Source organism: Pseudomonas sp. G11 (genome assembly GCF_029457515.1).
Lineage (GTDB): Bacteria > Pseudomonadota > Gammaproteobacteria > Pseudomonadales > Pseudomonadaceae > Aquipseudomonas > Aquipseudomonas gorinensis.
Window position 1 is genome coordinate 7,572,646 of sequence record NZ_CP120377.1, and the last position, 17,206, is coordinate 7,589,851.

Genomic DNA, 17,206 nt, shown 5'->3' on the forward strand with positions numbered 1-17,206 from the left:
GAGATATCCCCATGTTTGCACGCTTCTCGATGCTCGCCGTGGTCGCCGTCCTGGCCAGCGGCTGCGCCAATACTTCACCGGTATTGGGCGGCAAAAATATCAGCTACGGCGATACCAAGGCTGTGGAACTGGTGACCAACGAATTCGGTTCCACCGACCTGCAGATGATCGCCGAGAGCATGACCCGCTCCCTGGCCCAGTCCGGCATCCTCCAGGGGCGCCCGGTAGTGCAGGTGTATGACGTGAAGAACAAGACCAGCGAGTACATCGATACCCGCGAGATCACTACGTCGATCAAGACCCAGCTGATGAAGACCGGCACCGCGCGGTTCGCCAGCGACAACACCGATATGCAAAGCCAGGTCGACCAACTCAAGCTGCAGAACCAGAGCGGCCTGTACAAGAAATCCACCGTGAGCAAGACCGGCAATATGGTCGCCGCCAAGTACCGCCTGGAAGGCTCGATCAGCTCCATCGTCAAGCGCAGCTCGGACTACAAGGACGTGTTCTACAAGTTCAGCCTGCAACTGATCGACGTCGAGAGCGGCCTGGCCGAATGGATGGACGAAAAAGAAATCCGCAAGACCACGGAGCGCTAAGCAATGCGTGCATGGATCTGCATGATTGGCCTGCTGTGCGCCTTTGGCGCCTCGGCCGCGCCGAAGATCGCGGTGACCGACCTGGCCTATGAGGCGCAGGTCGAGGAGTACATTCACCAGGTCTCGGCCAGCAACAACTTCCAGGCCGGCGCTTACCACGCCAGTGGCGCGTCGAACTACAGCGAGTACGAAAGCCGCACCCGCTACATCGAACAAACCGAGCTGCGTAAATTCAGCGGTGACATCAAGGGCGAGATCCTCAAGTCGCGCCAGTTCCAGCTGGTGCAGGGCACGCCTTACACGGCCGACGCCAAGGCAGACGTCTACGATGTGATCAAACGCATCAAGGCCGGCAACTTCAAGGGTGCGGACTACGTGCTGTTCGGCACGCTGTCAGACATCGACTTCACCCAGGACATCAACGCCCTGGACCACACCAACAGTTACTCGGCGGTGCTGGGGCTGACACTGGTGGCGGATTTCAGCCTGATCAACACCCGCACTTTCGAAATCACCTCGGCGTTCACCGCCATGGGTGAGGGCCAGGACACCAAGCTGGTGAACAGCCGTGATGTGCGCGTAAGCCTGAACCGGCCGCGTGTGGTGAAGGAGGTGTCGAAAGCGCTGGGTGAAGATGTGACGCGACAGTTGGCGGAGCAACTGGGCGGAGGGTATCAAGACCCCGGTCAGCCGGTGTTGCGCAACAACCTGCCAAGGGATGAAGCGCCGAAGATCCTGCGCTGACGCCCTATTCACACACACCGCAAAACTAATGTGGGAGGGGCGGTGCGACGATTCGACTTGCCCCCTCCCACAGTTTTGATTCGGTTTCGTCAGTTATGCCGTGGCGCGGTGAAGGCTGGCGAGGAAGCCGGCAGCCCCTACGAACAACCCGGCAAACGTGCGGTTCATACGCTTCTGCTGCTTAGGCGTGCGCAACAACCGCAACACCTTCGACGCCAACCCCGTATACCCCGCCATCACGATCATATCGACGCTGATCATCGTCGCACCCAGGATCAGGTACTGGATCAACAGCGGCGCCTGCGGGTTCACGAATTGCGGCAGCACCGCGAGCATGAACACCAGCGCCTTGGGGTTGCTGGCGTTAACCAGAAAACCCCGGAACATCATCGCCATCGGCTTGCCGATCGGGCGCACCGCCGCGTCATCGGTCATGTCCATGGGCAGCGCACGCCATTGCTTGACGGCCAGGTACACCAGGTACGCCACGCCAAACCATTTGATCGCATAGAAGGCGGTGGAAGATGTCGCCAGAATGGCACCCAGGCCGCAAGCAACGACCGCAATCTGCATCGCCAGGCCCAGTTGCAGGCCAATGGCATTCCAGTAACCGCGCAGGAAACCGTATTGCAAGCCACTGGACATCGAGGCGATGGCGCCAGCGCCAGGAGAAAGGGAGATGATCCAACTGGCCAGGAAAAAGGCCAGCCATGTGTCGAGTGCCATTACACACCTCGGGAAAGAGTCAGCGATTGTTGTGCCTTAAGCTAACTCCGACGACCAAGGAATGGCTATAGATTTCTTGCAGGAGCGAGCTTGCTCGCGAAAAGCCAAGAGGCGCCGCTGGGCGTCAGGCTCCCCGCGGTATCGTTCACGTTCTTCGCGAGCAAGCTCGCTCCTACAGAGGTGAGACGCTTGTATCGCGCCAACGTCGTACCGAACGCTGGAAGAACAAGCTGTTGGGCACCTGCACCACTGCGCTGCCGGTCCCTGCTTCCTCGACCTCGATCAGCGTGGTGTAGAGCAGGTTGATCGCCACCACCCGGCCTTTCACGCCGGGCTTGTCGACGGTGTCTACCAGCTCAACGATATCACCGAGACGAAACGGTCCGACCGTGAAGATCAGGATCGCGCACAGCAGGTTGGACAACACCGACCACATGGCAAAGAACGCCACCGCCGCCACCGCCACAAACCCCGACAGTGCCGTCCACAACACCGTGGCGGAAACGCCCAGGCGCTCCAACACAAAGATCAGCGCGCTGCCCATGATCAGCCAGCGCAAGCCGCCGCGCAGCGGCATCAGCAATTGTGGCGGGAACGGGTAACGCTCACCCAGGCGGGTCAGGCCTTTTGCGACAAAGCGCTGGGCAAGGTAGCCGGCCAGCAGGATCAGCAGGATTTGCACACCGATCCACACCGGCTCGACCCATTGCGCCGGGAACGGCAGCTGCAACGCATCCATCAGGACAGCGCCTCCAGCTCCGCTTGCAGGCTTTCGAGCAGCTCGAGGGCTTCCATCCAGCTTTCCTCCAGTTGCCCTTCACGGACCTTGAGCTTGGCCTGCTCGGCCAGCAGGTCGCGCAGTTCGTCCTTGCGGGCCGCTTCATACACGGCACTGTCGCCCAGGCTGGCTTCGATTTTGGCCAGGCGCTCATGGACCTTGCCCAGCTCGGCTTCCAGCTTGTCGGCCTCGCGTTTGTGCGGCGCCAATTGCTGGCGCAGCGCGGCAGCGGCCTGGCGCTGGGCTTTCTTGTCGGTCTTGTCCGGGTTGACCGGGGTGTTGCTGACCGGTGCGTTGCGCAGGCGGTAATCCGTCAGCCAGCGCGCATAGTCGTCCAGGTCGCCATCGAACTCTTCGACTTTGCCATCGGCCACCAGCAGGAAGTTGTCCGTGGTGCTCTTGAGCAAGTGGCGATCGTGAGACACCACCAGTACCGCACCGCTGAATTCCTGCAGGGCCATGGTCAACGCCAGGCGCATCTCCAGATCCAGGTGGTTGGTGGGTTCGTCGAGCAACAACAGGTTCGGTCGGTCCCAGGCGATCAACGCCAGGGCCAGGCGAGCCTTTTCGCCACCGGAGAAGTTCAACACGGGCTCATCGATCCGTGCGCCACGGAAGTCGAACCCGCCGAGGAAATCGCGCAAGGTCTGCTCGCGCTCGGTCGGTGCCAGGCGCTGCAGGTGCAGCAACGGGCTGGCCTTGGCATCGAGGGAGTCCAACTGATGCTGGGCGAAGTAGCCCACTACCAGGTTCTCGCCACGGGTCAGGCGGCCGGCCAGGGGCTGCAGTTCACCCGAGAGGTTCTTGATCAGCGTCGACTTGCCCGCGCCGTTAGGCCCGAGCAAACCGATGCGTGCGCCCGGCGTGAGCTGCAGCTTGACCTTCTCGAGGATGGTTTTGTCGCCATAGCCCAGGCGCGCATCCGAGAGGTCGAGCAGTGGGCTGGAGATTTTCACCGATTCGCGGAACACAAAATCAAAGGGCGAATCGACGTGGGCCGCCGACAGCTCTTCCATGCGCTCCAGTGCCTTGATCCGGCTCTGGGCCTGGCGGGCCTTGGTGGCCTGGGCCTTGAACCGGGCGATGTAGCTTTCCATGTGCGCACGCTGCGCTTGCTGCTTCTCGTAGGCTTGTTGCTGCTGGGCCAGGCGCTCGGCACGGGCGCGTTCGAACGCGGTGTAGCCACCCCGGTAAAGGGTGATTTTCTTCTGTTCGACGTGAGCGATGTTGTCGACCACGGCGTCGAGGAAATCCCGGTCGTGGGAAATCAGCAGCAAGGTGCCTTTGTAGTTCTTGAGGAAGTCCTCCAGCCACAGGATTGCATCGAGGTCCAAGTGGTTGGTCGGCTCATCGAGCAGCAACAGGTCCGAAGGGCACATCAGCGCCTGGGCCAGGTTCAGGCGCATGCGCCAGCCGCCGGAAAAGTCAGCGACCGGGCGGTCCATCTGCTCGTTGGTAAAGCCAAGGCCGGCCAGCATCTTGCGCGCGCGGGCGTCGGCGGTGTAACCGTCGGCACTGTCGAGTTCCGAGTGCAGGCGCGCCTGGGCGGCACCGTCCTGGGCTTTCTCGGCCTCGGCCAGGTCGTGCTGAACCTGGCGCAGGCGCAGGTCGCCATCGAGCACGTAGTCGATCGCAATGCGGTCCAGGGTGTCGATCTCCTGGCGCATATGGGCGATGCGCCAGTCGGCCGGCAGCAGGCAGTCCCCGGAATCTGGGGTCAGCTCACCCAGCAACAGGGCGAACAACGTGGATTTGCCGGCGCCGTTGGCACCGATCAGGCCGGCTTTGTGACCGGCGTGCAGGGTCAGCTCGGCGTCTTCGAGAAGACGTTGCGGGCCACGCTGTAATGTTAGGCTTTGAAGTCGGATCATAATGGCGGCGGAGTCTACCAGCTTCGCAGGCCGCTGGCTTGGGTGTGAATATGTGTGCTGACCTGTGGAGCTTTGCCCTCTCGACTTACACCCGTCCGGGCGTGGAGGCCGCGTGCCTGCGCCTCCAGGAACAAGGAGCGGATGTGTGCCTGTTGCTCTGCGGGGCCTGGCTGGAACAACGAGGTGTAGGGTGTGTACCCGAGCGCGTGCAGGCACTGCAACAAATTGCCCGGCCTTGGCAGATGCAGGTCATCGAACCCTTGCGTCGGGTGCGGGTGCAATGGCGAGAGCTGGCACAGCAGGATGAATCATTGGCGGCATTGCGGGAACGGGTCAAGGCCCTGGAGCTGGATGCCGAGCGACAGTTGCTGGCACGCCTGGAGGCGTTGGTTCTGGGATGGCAGGCGGGTGATGGCGTGGGTCAACCGCAATGGTTGGAAAGACTGGCGACTGAGGATGCCGCCAACCTTGACCCCGACGCGCTGCAGCAGCTGCGCGTCGAAGTCACCGGCACTTAGGAAGCGCTGGTTGGGGTGGTGCTTGGCGCTACCGGTGCAGGGGTGCTGCTGGCCGATGCGGTTGGAGCGGTGGTCGCTGCCGGGCTAGCAGCAGGCGCTGCTGGAGCCGTTGGCTTGGCCGGTGCAGGCTTGGCAGCAGCGGGTTTCGCAGCAGCGGCTTTAACCACTGGCTTGGCGGCTGGTTTCGCGGCAGCGGCTTTAACGGCCGGCTTGGCGGCTGGTTTCGCAGCAGCGGCTTTAGCGACTGGCTTGGCAGCTGGTTTTGCCGCAGCGGCTTTAGCGACTGGCTTGGCGGCTGGTTTTGCAGCAGTGGCTTTAGCAGCTGGCTTAGCGGCTGGTTTTGCAGCAGCAGTTTTAGCAGCTGGCTTGGCGGCTGGTTTTGCAGCAGTGGCTTTAACAGCTGGCTTAGCGACTGGTTTTGCAGCAGCAGTTTTAGCAGCTGGCTTGGCGGCTGGTTTTGCAGCAACGGTTTTGGCAGCTGGCTTGGCGGCTGGTTTTGCAGCAGTGGCTTTAACAGCTGGCTTAGCGGCTGGTTTTGCAGCAGCGGTTTTAGCAGCTGGCTTGGCGGCTGGTTTTGCAGCAGCAGTTTTAGCAGCTGGCTTGGCGGCTGGTTTTGCAGCAACGGTTTTGGCAGCTGGCTTGGCGGCTGGTTTTGCAGCAGCGGTTTTAGCCACTGGCTTGGCAGCCCCTTTAGTCGGCGCCTTCGCTGCAACAGCTTTGCTCGCCGGTTTTTTCGCCGCGCTGGTCGCTACAGCTTTTGCAGGGGTACGAGCGCCGAGCACTTTAGATACAGCTTCCTTCACACGACCAACGCCCTGGGCCAATTTCAGGCTTTCTTGAGCATCTTTTTTGAGTTGGGAAATGTAGGTGCGGGTTTCGGCTTGGCGATCCTTGAGGGCGTCCAGCAGGTCCTCAAGTTCTTTGACAGCGTCTTTGGCTTTGGCTTGTGCCTTGGCCTTGCCGGCAGTGGCGGCGTCTTGCAGTTTGGTGCGGGATTTGTGCAGCTTCTCTTGCGCTTTACCGCGTTGTTTTTCCAGTTTGGCGAGCAGTTTTTCTGCATCGGCCAACGCTTGGGAACATGCGCTTTCCAGATGTTCGAGCAGGCTGCCCGAAAGTTGTTGGAGTAAATGCAACGGGGTATTTACAGGCTTCTGTTTGGCCGACATGGTTTACCTCCTGGCTGACGTGGGTGCGGCTCATACTAGCCCTCTGCTCTTACCGCCGCTAGGGCATGTTGACAGTATCCTTTGCCTTGCGTTGCACCGTGCGAAAATTCTTATCGATATAACGAAAGACCACGCCACTTTTTACCTCATCACACTGGCATAATCCGTCGCACTTTCGGCGGGAGACATGCGTATGTCGCGTTACCTTTTTCTTGTGCTTGGCTTGGTGCTTGGCGGGGCTAATGCAAGCGAGCAGTCGCCGCCCAAAACCTCACCCCAGGACCAGCACGACCTCGCGTACAGCCTGGGCGCCAGCCTCGGCGAACGGCTGCGCCAGGAGGTCCCCGACCTGCAGATCCAGGCGCTGGTCGAGGGCCTCAAGCAAGCGTATCAAGGCAAGCCACTGGCACTGGATAACGCACGCATCGAACAGATTCTGGCCCAGCACGAAGAACAGAGTGAAGCCGACACACAGGTTCCAAAAAGTGAAAAAGCGCTGGCGGCGGAACAGCAATTTTTAACCAAGGAAAAATCGGCAACCGGTGTGCGCGAATTGGCGGATGGCATCCTGCTCACAGAGCTGACGCCCGGCAATGGCAACAAACCATTGGCCAGCGATGAGGTGCAAGTGAAATACGTGGGGCGTTTACCCGATGGTACGGTGTTCGATCAGAGCACCCAGCCTCAATGGTTCCGACTGGACAGTGTGATCGACGGCTGGCGCAGTGCGTTGCAACAGATGCCTGTCGGCGCGAAATGGCGACTGGTGATCCCCTCGGCACAAGCGTATGGCGCCGACGGGGCCGGCGAATTGATCCCGCCTTACACACCGTTGGTATTCGAGATCGAGTTGCTCGGTACTCGCCACTGACCCAATAAAAAAACGGTGCGCCATGCGCACCGTTTTTTTATCTCGCCAGCAAAGGTCAGGCCTGGGTGGCCGTCTCTTCCTTATGGGCGTTGTGGAGTACTTCGATCAGGCAATCTTCCAGTTCGAAACGTTCATGGAGCAGGCCACCCAACTCCTTGAATTTCTCGGCAACACATTGGCCGGCATCACACAGATCGGTGAACGCCAGCAATTTCTCAGTGATGACATCAATGCGCGGGTAAAGAGTCTCGGCCAGTTCCAGCCCACGCTGATCATCGAAGGCTTCCGCCTCTTTGGTCAGCTGCTCATAGACACCGAAATGGCCAGCCGACGCATAGTCCACCAACACGCCACAGAATTCCTGCAACGGCTTGCGATTCTCAGCCAGAGACTCGGGCTTGGCGCCAAGAGCATCAAAGGCCCGAACCAGTTCGTGACGTGCCTTCAACCAGCTGTCGATCAGCTTGTGCACCCCACCCCAGCGTTCCTGAGCATTCTGACAACTTTCCAGCATGATGATCTCTCTTCCCTATTGGGGGCGCTGCCGCGCTGTGCCCGCGCAACACTTCAAGGATAAAGCGGCGGCCGGACAAGGCAGCATCTGGCTAACAGTTTCATAACGCCTGCGGGCCAGATTATGCCCGCATGACTATGGCTTCAAGGTACGCAGGAGAGAAAGTTCATACAAGTGTTTAATCCCGTCCTACAGCTTTTGAGCTGTTTTCAGTGCCTTGCCAAGCTTAAACGCTGACTGAACAACAGCCGCGAAAACTGCACGCCTCCCAGGATCAGCATCGCCACGAAGAACAACAGGCTCCACTCCGGAAGGCTTAGGTCGAACAGCGTCCAGTTTATCTCCATGCAATCGACGGTGCCTTTGAACACCGAGCGCACCGCATCCTCAAGCGACAGGTTTTCAATCATGTCCTGTGCGCTGGGCCAACAATCGGGGGCTTGATCCGGCACGCTGTTCTGCAGCAGCACCTGGCGTACGGCGGCAGTCGCACCGAGCACGGCACAGCTCATGCTTGCCAACCCGTAAAGGAAGACGCCAGAGCGCCTGGGGTTATGAATGGCAGCGCTCAGGTTGATCAGCGTAAAGACCGCTAAAAATAGCCGCTGCACCTGGCACAGGAAGCAGGGCCGAAGCAGCGCGCCATATTCCAGATAGAACGATGCGCTCAACGTCAGCGCACCTGCCATGAACGCCAGCAAAAACAGGGAGCGTGAGGGGGCCAAAGACATTGTCGATCCGTAACGCAAGAGATAGGCCGTTACGGTAGAGGAAAGGCCCGAGCCCTTTCAATACACGCTAGAGCAGACGATTCCGCGAAAACGTAGGGACATCCCGTCAGAACGCGAAGGGCATCACCTAGGAATACGTAGGAACACATTACGAGCCCCATTAAACCGAGGCCATTGGCAAAATTGAAGCGTTGGCTACCAGACAATTCCGAGCCAACGCTCACTCTTTTTCCTACCTCAAACCCGCGCCGGTACCGGCAATGGAGAGGCCAGCAGACGACTGTCCAGCAGACCCAGGCCTTCCTGGAACAGCTGGTTGCTGCGCTCAGTGTCGCCTAATTGGGCCAGTAGTCGCGCCAACTCGGCGCAGGCTTCGGGATTGCGCTGCACCTGCAGGCTGCCTTCCAGGTAGTCCCGTGCCTTGCCCCACAGGCTGTTCTGCAAGCACAGGCGACCCAGAGTCAACAGCAGGCTGGCGTCACCGGAGTGGTCCTTGAGCCAGCCTTCGGCAAACTTCAGTTGCCGCGCCGGGTCACTGCCTCGTAGCAGGCCGTATAACCGAATCAGATGGCTGTCGTAGCTGCGCTTGATCGCACCCCGCAGCACTTCCTCGGCCTTGGCATCCGCGCCTAACTGACGCAGTTGCTCAGCGTAGGCCAACACCAGCTGCGGCTCCTGACGCTGGGCAGAGGTCAGTTGCTGCCAGGCCCGTTCAAGGGACTGCAAACCGGCTTCGCCCTGCTCTTCCCGCTGGGCCGCCAGGCTCAGGTTTTCACCCCAGGCGCGACGCTCCAGCTCGGCCAGTTCACCAGGGGGCAAGACTTTGTCTTTGCGCAACTCGGGCAATAGTCGAATGACCGACGACCAGTCGCCCCGCTGCTGATGCAGGCGCTGCAATTGACGCAGTACCTGGGCGTTATGGGGATGGCGCTCATGCATCGCCTGCAGGGTCACCAGGGCGCCCTCGGTATCGCCGCGGTCCGTCTGCAATTGCGCATGGCTCAAGGCAACCGCCAGCTCGGCTTGAGGCTGACGCTCCAGGGCGCGCTCGAGCAAGCTGTCCGACTCTTCGTAGCGCCCCTGCTCATTGGCCGCACGGGCCGCGCCGAGGTAATACAGCAACGGTTGACGCTCGGCTTCGGCAGCCCGGTGCAGGTGGCGCTCGGCACTGGCCCAGCGCCCTTCGGCGAGGTCCATCTGGCCCTGTTCGATCGCGATTTGTACGCGACGGCTGCGGTTACGGCGCGACCATGGGTTGACCACGCCACCGGAGGTGGTCACCAGGCTCAGCAACACGCGGAGCAGGTAGATCGCCAGGACGATGACAAACACCGCCACCAGGGTGGCCCACAGGCTCGACTCGTAATGCAGCACATGGGGATAGGTAATCAGCACGTAGCCAGTATGTTTCGAGATGCCCACGGCCAGTGCCAGGGCGATCGCAATCGCCAGCACCAGGATCACATAGAAACGCTTCATCGGCTCTACTCCTGGGTCGCCGGCGTGCCAGCCGAAGCCTTGGCTTCGTCAGCAGACAGATGACGACGCTCGAGATACGCCTGCACGGCCGCCAGGCTCGCGGCCAGGTCCGGTGTCACCACCGAGACGGCCTTGGGCTCAAGCTCGGCGATCCGTGCCAGCATCGCCTTGCTCTGGGGGTTGTCCTGGTTGAAGTTGTCCTGCAACACGCTACGCGCTTCACCCAGCGAACGGCTGTACACCGCCGACTCGCCATTGAGCGCGGCCCATTGAGCTTGCTCCAGGGCCAGGCTCAGGGCCAGACGCACCTGGTTCAAGCCCTGGCCGGCCAGCAGCGGGCGAATGTTGTCATCGGGGTTGAAATCGATGCGGAAGTAACGGGAAATCTGTTCCCACCATTGGCTCCAACGGTTGTCAGTGTCCGTAGTTGGACGCCCTTGAGAAGCCGGCTCCGTAAGCTGGTATTCCGGCGCAATCGCCGCCAGTTGCACGACCTGATCGCGCAACGCCGCCAACTGCAGATACAACCCGGTACGGTCCGGCTGCTCGGTGCTGCGCAGCGCGGCCAGGCTCTTGGCCAGTTGCTCGCGGGCAGCGTAGGAACCCGGATCATTCTGCTCGCGCAGGATCTCATCGGCGCCCTGGACCAGCGACTGAGCACTGTTGATATCCTGCAAGGCCGACAGTCGCAAACTCGCCAGACGGATCAGATGCTCGGCTTCAGCCAGGCGCCAGTCCTTGCGGCTGGCCCCCAGCACGGTTTCCAGGCGTTGGTTCAGGCGCTGCTGATCACCTTGCAACTGGGCCACCAGGCGGCGACGCTCCTCCAGCTCATCAGCGCCCGGCAACTGTGCCAGGCGTGCCGCCAACTGTTGCTGGCCTTGCTTGAGAGACTGGGACTGGTCATCAAGGGTCTGCACCTGGCCCAATTGATGCTGGCTGCTGGCTTGCAGGGCACGGACCTGCCAGATCCCCCAACCGCCAGCGGCAACACCCGCGGCGCCCAGCAGCAGGGCAACGATTGCCAGGCCATTGCCACGGCGTGGCGCGGCGACCGGTGTCTCGACCGGCGCATCAAGCGCGGGCTGAGTTTCATCTTTAGGCAAGGCTGTATCGCTCACGTATCCGTCCTTTGCGTATCAGAGAGTGGGGGCGGGATGTTTTTATAAGACAAAGCCGCCTAACGCCACTAACAAAGCCGCAGCACTCGCGCCGCGACAATCCACAACATTTTCTGCCCCAGCGTCCCGCGCCATCTCATAGACTCGCGGGCTGGGTACGAACAACGGCAGTCGGGCCACCTGTGGCCAATCGGGTCCGGCCAGGGCTTGCAGATGTAAGAAACCCTGCCCACTGCTGACCACCAGGCCGTTCAAGCGTTCCAACTGGATGCGCTGCATCAGTACCCCGGCGTCGTAGGCCGGCAGGAAGCGGCGATACAACTCCAGATAGTCGACACTAGCACCTTGCTCGCGCAAACGCTCAGCCAGCAGTTCTCGGCCGCCTTCTCCCCGCAGGATCAACACCCGCGCCCCAGGGCGTGCAATAGCCTCGCGCAAGGCGGGTAAGGCGAGCAAGGCTTCGCTGTCATCACCGGTGGGCGGATAGTGAACGTCAAGGCCCTGGTCAGCCAGCACCTGGGCGGTCGCCGCGCCAACGCTGAACCACGGCAATTGCGGCCAGTGTCGATCCAGCTGTTGCAAACCCAGGCGCGCAGCCGGTTTGCTCACCACGATCACTGCGCAATAACGGCCCAGGTCGCGGAAAACCGCCTGTTGTGCGGGCGTGACCGGCAACGCCTCGATCTCCAGCAAGGGCAGGCTGCTGCTGAAAATGCCGGCTTCGGACAACGACGCCGCCAGGGCCTTCGACTCCTCGGCAGGCCGCGTCAGCAGCACACGCCAGCCGGTCACTGCGGACCGGCCTCGCCATAGACTTTTTGCAGAATGGCGCCAGCGCCTTTTTCCAGCAGCTCTTCAGCCACCTGGATACCCAGGGCGCTCGCATCACGCCGTGGCCCGCGCATCTCGGCGGTGAGCAGGGTGCCACCGGCCGGATCCCCAACCAGGCCACGCAGCCACAGAGTGTCACCTTCGAGCACGGCGTAGCAGGCGATCGGCACCTGACAGCCACCGTTGAGGTGCTTGTTCAGGGCGCGCTCGGCCGTGACGCGCACTTCGGTGTCGTGGTGATCGAGGGGTTTGAGCAACGCGTGGATTTCGCTGTCTGCCGTGCGGCATTCAATACCTACCGCCCCCTGGCCGCCAGCGGGCAAGCTGTCTTCAACGCTGATCGTTGACGTAATACGGTCTTCGAAGCCAAGGCGGATAAGCCCGGCCGCAGCGAGGATAATCGCGTCATATTCGCCGGCATCCAGCTTGGCCAGGCGCGTGTTGACGTTGCCGCGCAGAAAGCGGATCTGCAGGTCTGGACGACGGGTCAACAACTGCGCCTGGCGACGCAGGCTCGAAGTGCCGACGATGCTGCCCAAAGGCAGCTCATCCAGAGATGCATAGGTATTGGAAACGAACGCATCGCGCGGGTCTTCGCGCTCGCAGATGCAAAAAAGGCCCAGGCCTTCGGGGAAGTCCATGGGCACATCTTTCATCGAATGCACGGCGATGTCGGCTTCATTTTCCAGCAGCGCGGTCTCCAGCTCCTTGACGAACAGGCCCTTGCCGCCAATCTTCGACAGCGGCGAGTCCAGCAGCTTGTCGCCGCGACTCACCATGGGCACCAAGGATACCTTGAGACCTGGATGAGCCTCTTCAAGGCGAGCTTTGACGTATTCGGCCTGCCACAAGGCCAGGGCGCTTTTACGAGTGGCGATGCGGATTTCGCGAGAGGACATGGATCAATCCGTACTGAATAGATACGGCAGATAATAACAGCTCAGGCAAATACGCTTTGATTTGAATCAGCAAGTGCGGGGCCTCCCTGGCCGCATCACACCGGGATAAGCACTGCAGTCCACGCTACAGCCCTCGGGCTAAAGCTGCTGCATCATCTTGCGCACGCCGGCGACATGGCGTCGGCTGACGATCAAGGCATCGCCATTGAGCCCTTTCAGGAACAGCTGGAAGTGCCCCAGGGGCGTACGTTGCAGGCGCTCGATTCGTTCGCGGGCCACCAACGCATTGCGGTGGATTCGCACAAAGCGGTCGCCAAACTCATCTTCAAGAGCCTTGAGCGGCTCATCGAGCAGGACTTCACCGGCTTCATGGCGCAGCGTCACGTACTTGTGATCGGCAATGAAGTACACCACCTGGCTCAGGGGGATCAGCTCGATACCTTTGCGCGTACGCGCACTGATATGGCTGCGCGGCCCGTTGCCACTCTGGGCGGCAGGTTGAGTCAGGGCAGCGAGTTGGACCCGGTTAGGGCGCTCGGCCTTTTTCAATGCCTTGAGCAACGCGTCGCCAGTCGCCGGCTTGACCAGGAAACTGACACCACTGGCTTCCAACGCTTCCGCGGAAAACTCTTCCTGGGCAGCGCACAACACCACCGACGGAGGTGATTCTCTCTCACTCAGGCGGGCGGCGACCTGCAGGCCATCAAGGCCGGGCATGCGGATATCGAGCAGCACCACATCCGGCTTGAGGCTATCGATCAACGTCAACGCCTCCTCCCCGTTGGTGGCGCTCGGTTCAAGGACTGTATAACCCTCGAGTTCACTGACCAGGCGGCTCAGTCGCTCGCGGGCTTGGGGTTCGTCATCAACGATCAGGACATTCATATTGCGCTGGATTCCTGCGTGAGTCTCGCACAAGGATAGCGTAGACAGGTGCGGTGACTTGCGTCACAGCGATCCACGCTAAGACTAGCGCGAGCGGCAAAAAGTGCCCTGAGAGCGGCACGCATATTTACCCGGACCTGTTCAATAGCGCCCAAAACCTGCTGCCCTTGGGCATAGTCGTAGGGTTTGCTGATACACAATCCGAATACCCCCCTTTTTAATGGATAGTCTGGGTTATGACCGCATCACCCGACTTTGGTGCATTCACACACTATCAGTCCAACTGTAGACGCTCGCTGAGACGACATTACTCAATCCTCAAATATCGTTTCAACAAGCACCTGGCCCCAGTCTCTTCCCGGACGCGCTCGGCGGCAAGGCACTTAGCCATCCTTCGCGCAAATAAAAATGCCGGCCACCCACAGCACCGCCTCCACGAGCAACCCTGTTATTATCGGCGGCACACCTCCACGCCTCTTTTAAGCAGATCACGAGCGAATCCATGAGCACCGACAAGACCAACCAGTCCTGGGGCGGCCGCTTCAGTGAACCCGTCGACGCCTTCGTCGCCCGCTTCACCGCCTCCGTCACCTTCGACCAGCGCCTGTACCGCCACGACATCATGGGCTCGATCGCCCACGCCACGATGCTGGCCAAGGTCGGCGTGCTGACCGACGCCGAGCGCGACAGCATCATCGACGGCCTGACCACCATTCGCGGTGAGATCGAAGCCGGTACGTTCGACTGGCGCGTCGACCTGGAAGACGTGCACATGAATATCGAGGCCCGCCTCACCGACCGCATCGGCGTGACCGGCAAGAAACTGCACACCGGGCGCAGCCGCAATGACCAGGTGGCCACCGATATCCGCCTGTGGCTGCGCGATGAAATCGACCTGATCCTGGCCGAAATAACTCGCCTGCAGAAAGGCTTGCTGGAACAGGCCGAGCGCGAATCGGACACCATCATGCCCGGTTTCACCCACCTGCAAACCGCCCAGCCTGTCACCTTCGGCCACCACTTGCTGGCCTGGTTCGAAATGCTCAGCCGCGACTACGAGCGCCTGGTGGATTGCCGCAAGCGCGCCAACCGCATGCCCTTGGGCAGCGCCGCGCTGGCCGGCACCACCTACCCGATCGACCGCGAATACACCGCACAACTGCTGGGCTTCGATGCCGTGGGCGGCAACTCCCTGGACGGCGTGTCGGACCGCGATTTCGCCATCGAATTCTGCGCCGCCGCCAGTATCGCGATGATGCACCTGTCGCGTTTCTCCGAAGAACTGGTGTTGTGGACCAGCGCGCAATTCCAGTTCATCGACCTGCCGGATCGCTTCTGCACCGGTAGCTCGATCATGCCGCAAAAGAAAAACCCCGACGTGCCCGAGCTGGTGCGTGGCAAGAGCGGCCGCGTATTCGGCGCACTGATGGGCCTGCTGACCCTGATGAAAGGCCAGCCCTTGGCCTACAACAAGGACAACCAGGAAGACAAGGAACCGCTGTTCGACGCCGCCGACACCCTACGTGATTCGCTGCGTGCCTTTGCCGACATGATCCCCGCGATCAAGCCCAAGCACGCGATCATGCGTGAAGCGGCCCTGCGTGGATTCTCCACCGCGACGGACCTGGCGGACTACCTGGTGCGCCGTGGCCTGCCGTTCCGCGACTGCCACGAAATCGTCGGCCATGCCGTGAAATACGGCGTGGACACCGGCAAGGACCTGGCGGAAATGAGCCTGGAAGAACTGCGCCAGTTCAGCGACCAGATCGAGCAGGACGTGTTTGCCGTGCTGACCCTGGAAGGCTCGGTGAATGCCCGTAACCACGTGGGCGGCACCGCACCGGCGCAGGTGAAGGCCGCCGTCGTGCGCGGCCAGGCCCTCCTCGCCAGCCGCTGAAAAATGAGGGAGGGGGGGCAACCCCCTCCCACACTGGATCACTTTTTGGCCGCAACCATCGCCATGAACGCCGGCATCGCGGCTTCCCTGTCCGCCGCCACCTTCTGCGCATTGGGCATGGCATGCAGCCGCTCCAGCAACACTTTGGCCGCCGGGAGTTCAGCCAACAGGTCCAGGCCAAACAACTTCTCGCCCACGGCACAGGCGAGGTTCACGCTATACATGAAATACAGATCCGCAATCGTAAAGCTCTCCCCTGCCACATAAGGCGCGAACTTGCCGTGCCGACCTAAAGAACCGATCCCCAGCAGCAACTCAGCCTTGGATTTCTCCTTGATCGCGTCCGGCACCTGCATGCCGAAAAACGCCTCGGCGAAACACGCGCGGGCGGGCAGTTCGATGTACAGCTCGATTTCCCGGCACAACGCCAGCACCTGGGCACGCTGAAAAGGATCAGCAGGCAGCAGCGAACGGCCCTCCTGGGTTTGCTCGATGTATTCGAGGATCACGCTGGTTTCATTGACGAAACCCTGCTTCACCCCCAGTACCGGCACCTTGCCTCGCGGACTGACGGCAAGCGCCTCAGGGGTTTGCCCGGCGTAAAAAGGCACCTCTTCGAACGGTAGCCCCTTCTCCAGCAGCGCCAGTTTCACCATGTTGTAGTAGTTACTGACCGAAAATCCGTAAAGCTTGAGCATCGCAAAGCCTCCAGGCCGTGTGCGGGGTTGGCCGCAAGAGTTATAGATGCCCGGGCCCGCCCTGACCAGCAGCATCACCGGCCTGAATGGAGTTAGACTGGCGCCCTTTCCTTGAGGAGCCTGCCATGAGCGAGCCGACCGATATCGACAGCGACGAAGAAGCGTTCACCGAAAGTACACTGATTGAAGCCATCGAGAATCAGATCGAAAGCGACACTCCGCCTGCCGCCAAGGCCACGTTCAACAAGCTGACCCTGGTAGGTTACGAGCGCGAGGAGATTCTGAATCTCATGGCCCATGTGCTGGCGGTTGAAATCGACCAGATGCTCGACGAAGACCGTGCATTCGATACCCAATGGTATGAGACAGCCCTGCGGGCGCTGCCGGAATTGCCGCCGGAAAACGACTGAAGCCCCCCTCTGCGTGGCCGGGAAGCCTGCTTCCTCGCCACAAATCTGCGGCATATCAATACCCATGACTTTCTCACTGGACAGCCCGCCAAAGTGCGTTCACCTTATGGCCTGCTAGCCTCTAATAAATTCTTAGAAAGTCTGGAGTCCTTATGTCGTATACCCCTGAGTTGGTTGCCGAACTGGAAATCCTTGCACTCTTCAACCTGGGCAGCTCCCAGGAAGGTCTGAAAGTCCACCAGACTGCCGCTCCCACTGCCATCGCCGCGGCCAAACGCCTGTTCGAGAAAAAGCTGATCGACCAACCGGACGGAGGCTATCTGACCAGCCTTGGCCGAGACGCCGCCGAGCAAGCGCAAACCCTGCTGACGATCTTGAGCACCGCGACAAGCAAAGAAGCCGCCTGACACCTGATACCGCCCATGGAGTCCGCCCCTTGCGGATTCCGAGGGCGCTGCTGTGGACGCG

The 17,206-nt window shown here is 60.9% G+C and carries 19 protein-coding genes; 7 read left to right on the plus strand and 12 right to left on the minus strand.

Going from position 1 to position 17,206, the window contains the following annotated elements; all coding sequences use genetic code 11:
* Window positions 1–11 precede the first annotated feature (11 nt).
* Both lpoB and P2T68_RS34950 read left to right on the plus strand, forming a co-directional pair.
* Window positions 12–599, plus strand: a complete 588-nt coding sequence (lpoB, locus tag P2T68_RS34945; protein WP_024078041.1) for a penicillin-binding protein activator LpoB — start codon at window positions 12–14, stop codon at window positions 597–599.
* 3 nt (window positions 600–602) lie between these two features.
* Window positions 603–1,343 (plus strand): penicillin-binding protein activator LpoB, encoded by a 741-nt coding sequence (locus P2T68_RS34950; RefSeq protein WP_277378883.1) that lies wholly within the window; start codon window positions 603–605, stop codon window positions 1,341–1,343.
* 93 nt (window positions 1,344–1,436) lie between these two features.
* Here P2T68_RS34950 and P2T68_RS34955 read toward each other — a convergent pair whose 3' ends face one another.
* From P2T68_RS34955 to P2T68_RS34965, 3 genes are all read right to left on the minus strand, one after another.
* Window positions 1,437–2,069 (minus strand): LysE family transporter, encoded by a 633-nt coding sequence (locus tag P2T68_RS34955; protein ID WP_024078043.1) that lies wholly within the window; start codon window positions 2,067–2,069, stop codon window positions 1,437–1,439.
* A 172-nt stretch (window positions 2,070–2,241) separates the two neighbouring features.
* Complete coding sequence (locus tag P2T68_RS34960; protein ID WP_024078044.1) at window positions 2,242–2,808, minus strand: mechanosensitive ion channel family protein; 567 nt, start codon at window positions 2,806–2,808, stop codon at window positions 2,242–2,244.
* A complete protein-coding gene (locus P2T68_RS34965) occupies window positions 2,808–4,718 on the minus strand; it encodes an ATP-binding cassette domain-containing protein (RefSeq protein ID WP_277378884.1) in 1,911 nt (636 codons plus the stop codon). The genes P2T68_RS34960 and P2T68_RS34965 overlap by 1 nt, the downstream gene beginning before the upstream one ends.
* Window positions 4,719–4,768: 50 nt before the next feature.
* Between P2T68_RS34965 and P2T68_RS34970 the strand changes: the two genes are divergently transcribed.
* Window positions 4,769–5,236 (plus strand): TIGR02444 family protein, encoded by a 468-nt coding sequence (locus tag P2T68_RS34970; RefSeq protein ID WP_069077261.1) that lies wholly within the window; start codon window positions 4,769–4,771, stop codon window positions 5,234–5,236.
* Here the strand turns inward: P2T68_RS34970 and P2T68_RS34975 are convergent.
* Complete coding sequence (locus P2T68_RS34975; protein ID WP_277378885.1) at window positions 5,233–6,402, minus strand: AlgP family protein; 1,170 nt, start codon at window positions 6,400–6,402, stop codon at window positions 5,233–5,235. The genes P2T68_RS34970 and P2T68_RS34975 overlap by 4 nt on opposite strands.
* 193 nt (window positions 6,403–6,595) lie before the next feature.
* On the opposite strand from P2T68_RS34975, the gene P2T68_RS34980 reads away from it, so the two are divergent.
* Window positions 6,596–7,273 carry an FKBP-type peptidyl-prolyl cis-trans isomerase gene (locus tag P2T68_RS34980; protein WP_277378886.1) on the plus strand — a complete coding sequence of 226 codons (678 nt, stop codon included), beginning with the start codon at window positions 6,596–6,598 and terminating at the stop codon, window positions 7,271–7,273.
* A 55-nt stretch (window positions 7,274–7,328) separates the two neighbouring features.
* Here P2T68_RS34980 and P2T68_RS34985 read toward each other — a convergent pair whose 3' ends face one another.
* The 7 genes from P2T68_RS34985 to P2T68_RS35015 all read right to left on the minus strand — a co-directional run bounded on the left by P2T68_RS34985 (window position 7,329) and on the right by P2T68_RS35015 (window position 13,733).
* A complete protein-coding gene (locus tag P2T68_RS34985) occupies window positions 7,329–7,787 on the minus strand; it encodes an Rsd/AlgQ family anti-sigma factor (protein ID WP_024078049.1) in 459 nt (152 codons plus the stop codon).
* Between the two features lie 209 nt (window positions 7,788–7,996).
* Window positions 7,997–8,518 carry a disulfide bond formation protein B gene (locus P2T68_RS34990; protein ID WP_277378887.1) on the minus strand — a complete coding sequence of 174 codons (522 nt, stop codon included), beginning with the start codon at window positions 8,516–8,518 and terminating at the stop codon, window positions 7,997–7,999.
* A 237-nt stretch (window positions 8,519–8,755) separates the two neighbouring features.
* Window positions 8,756–9,997, minus strand: coding sequence for a heme biosynthesis protein HemY (locus P2T68_RS34995; protein WP_024078051.1), 1,242 nt, complete (start codon window positions 9,995–9,997; stop codon window positions 8,756–8,758).
* Between the two features lie 5 nt (window positions 9,998–10,002).
* Window positions 10,003–11,118: a uroporphyrinogen-III C-methyltransferase gene (locus P2T68_RS35000; RefSeq protein ID WP_024078052.1), complete on the minus strand. Its 1,116-nt coding sequence runs from the start codon at window positions 11,116–11,118 to the stop codon at window positions 10,003–10,005.
* A gap of 42 nt (window positions 11,119–11,160) precedes the next feature.
* Window positions 11,161–11,910, minus strand: a complete 750-nt coding sequence (locus P2T68_RS35005) for a uroporphyrinogen-III synthase (RefSeq protein WP_102624921.1) — start codon at window positions 11,908–11,910, stop codon at window positions 11,161–11,163.
* The gene (hemC, locus tag P2T68_RS35010; RefSeq protein WP_024078054.1) at window positions 11,907–12,848 is read right to left on the minus strand and encodes a hydroxymethylbilane synthase; all 942 of its coding nucleotides are present in this window, start codon (window positions 12,846–12,848) and stop codon (window positions 11,907–11,909) included. Before hemC ends, P2T68_RS35005 begins: the two co-directional genes overlap by 4 nt.
* A 138-nt stretch (window positions 12,849–12,986) precedes the next feature.
* Window positions 12,987–13,733 carry a LytTR family DNA-binding domain-containing protein gene (locus P2T68_RS35015; protein ID WP_024078055.1) on the minus strand — a complete coding sequence of 249 codons (747 nt, stop codon included), beginning with the start codon at window positions 13,731–13,733 and terminating at the stop codon, window positions 12,987–12,989.
* Between the two features lie 502 nt (window positions 13,734–14,235).
* Between P2T68_RS35015 and argH the strand changes: the two genes are divergently transcribed.
* Complete coding sequence (gene argH, locus P2T68_RS35020; protein WP_024078056.1) at window positions 14,236–15,630, plus strand: argininosuccinate lyase; 1,395 nt, start codon at window positions 14,236–14,238, stop codon at window positions 15,628–15,630.
* A 38-nt stretch (window positions 15,631–15,668) separates the two neighbouring features.
* Here the strand turns inward: argH and P2T68_RS35025 are convergent, their stop codons facing one another.
* A complete protein-coding gene (locus P2T68_RS35025) occupies window positions 15,669–16,328 on the minus strand; it encodes a glutathione S-transferase (RefSeq protein ID WP_024078057.1) in 660 nt (219 codons plus the stop codon).
* 125 nt (window positions 16,329–16,453) lie between these two features.
* Between P2T68_RS35025 and P2T68_RS35030 the strand changes: the two genes are divergently transcribed.
* Window positions 16,454–16,738, plus strand: coding sequence for a hypothetical protein (locus P2T68_RS35030; RefSeq protein ID WP_024078058.1), 285 nt, complete (start codon window positions 16,454–16,456; stop codon window positions 16,736–16,738).
* 152 nt (window positions 16,739–16,890) lie between these two features.
* Complete coding sequence (locus P2T68_RS35035) at window positions 16,891–17,145, plus strand: TIGR02647 family protein (protein WP_024078059.1); 255 nt, start codon at window positions 16,891–16,893, stop codon at window positions 17,143–17,145.
* Window positions 17,146–17,206 lie beyond the last annotated feature (61 nt).

Excerpts from the sequence above, each read along its gene's own strand:
- lpoB (WP_024078041.1), top strand. The coding sequence starts at position 12 with ATGTTTGCACGCTTCTCGATGCTCGCCGTGGTCGCCGTCCTGGCCAGC.
- P2T68_RS34950 (WP_277378883.1), top strand. The coding sequence starts at position 603 with ATGCGTGCATGGATCTGCATGATTGGCCTGCTGTGCGCCTTTGGCGCC.
- P2T68_RS34955 (WP_024078043.1), bottom strand. The coding sequence starts at position 2,069 with ATGGCACTCGACACATGGCTGGCCTTTTTCCTGGCCAGTTGGATCATC.
- P2T68_RS34960 (WP_024078044.1), bottom strand. The coding sequence starts at position 2,808 with ATGGATGCGTTGCAGCTGCCGTTCCCGGCGCAATGGGTCGAGCCGGTG.
- P2T68_RS34965 (WP_277378884.1), bottom strand. The coding sequence starts at position 4,718 with ATGATCCGACTTCAAAGCCTAACATTACAGCGTGGCCCGCAACGTCTT.
- P2T68_RS34970 (WP_069077261.1), top strand. The coding sequence starts at position 4,769 with ATGTGTGCTGACCTGTGGAGCTTTGCCCTCTCGACTTACACCCGTCCG.
- P2T68_RS34975 (WP_277378885.1), bottom strand. The coding sequence starts at position 6,402 with ATGTCGGCCAAACAGAAGCCTGTAAATACCCCGTTGCATTTACTCCAA.
- P2T68_RS34980 (WP_277378886.1), top strand. The coding sequence starts at position 6,596 with ATGTCGCGTTACCTTTTTCTTGTGCTTGGCTTGGTGCTTGGCGGGGCT.
- P2T68_RS34985 (WP_024078049.1), bottom strand. The coding sequence starts at position 7,787 with ATGCTGGAAAGTTGTCAGAATGCTCAGGAACGCTGGGGTGGGGTGCAC.
- P2T68_RS34990 (WP_277378887.1), bottom strand. The coding sequence starts at position 8,518 with ATGTCTTTGGCCCCCTCACGCTCCCTGTTTTTGCTGGCGTTCATGGCA.
- P2T68_RS34995 (WP_024078051.1), bottom strand. The coding sequence starts at position 9,997 with ATGAAGCGTTTCTATGTGATCCTGGTGCTGGCGATTGCGATCGCCCTG.
- hemC (WP_024078054.1), bottom strand. The coding sequence starts at position 12,848 with ATGTCCTCTCGCGAAATCCGCATCGCCACTCGTAAAAGCGCCCTGGCC.
- P2T68_RS35015 (WP_024078055.1), bottom strand. The coding sequence starts at position 13,733 with ATGAATGTCCTGATCGTTGATGACGAACCCCAAGCCCGCGAGCGACTG.
- argH (WP_024078056.1), top strand. The coding sequence starts at position 14,236 with ATGAGCACCGACAAGACCAACCAGTCCTGGGGCGGCCGCTTCAGTGAA.
- P2T68_RS35025 (WP_024078057.1), bottom strand. The coding sequence starts at position 16,328 with ATGCTCAAGCTTTACGGATTTTCGGTCAGTAACTACTACAACATGGTG.
- P2T68_RS35030 (WP_024078058.1), top strand. The coding sequence starts at position 16,454 with ATGAGCGAGCCGACCGATATCGACAGCGACGAAGAAGCGTTCACCGAA.
- P2T68_RS35035 (WP_024078059.1), top strand. The coding sequence starts at position 16,891 with ATGTCGTATACCCCTGAGTTGGTTGCCGAACTGGAAATCCTTGCACTC.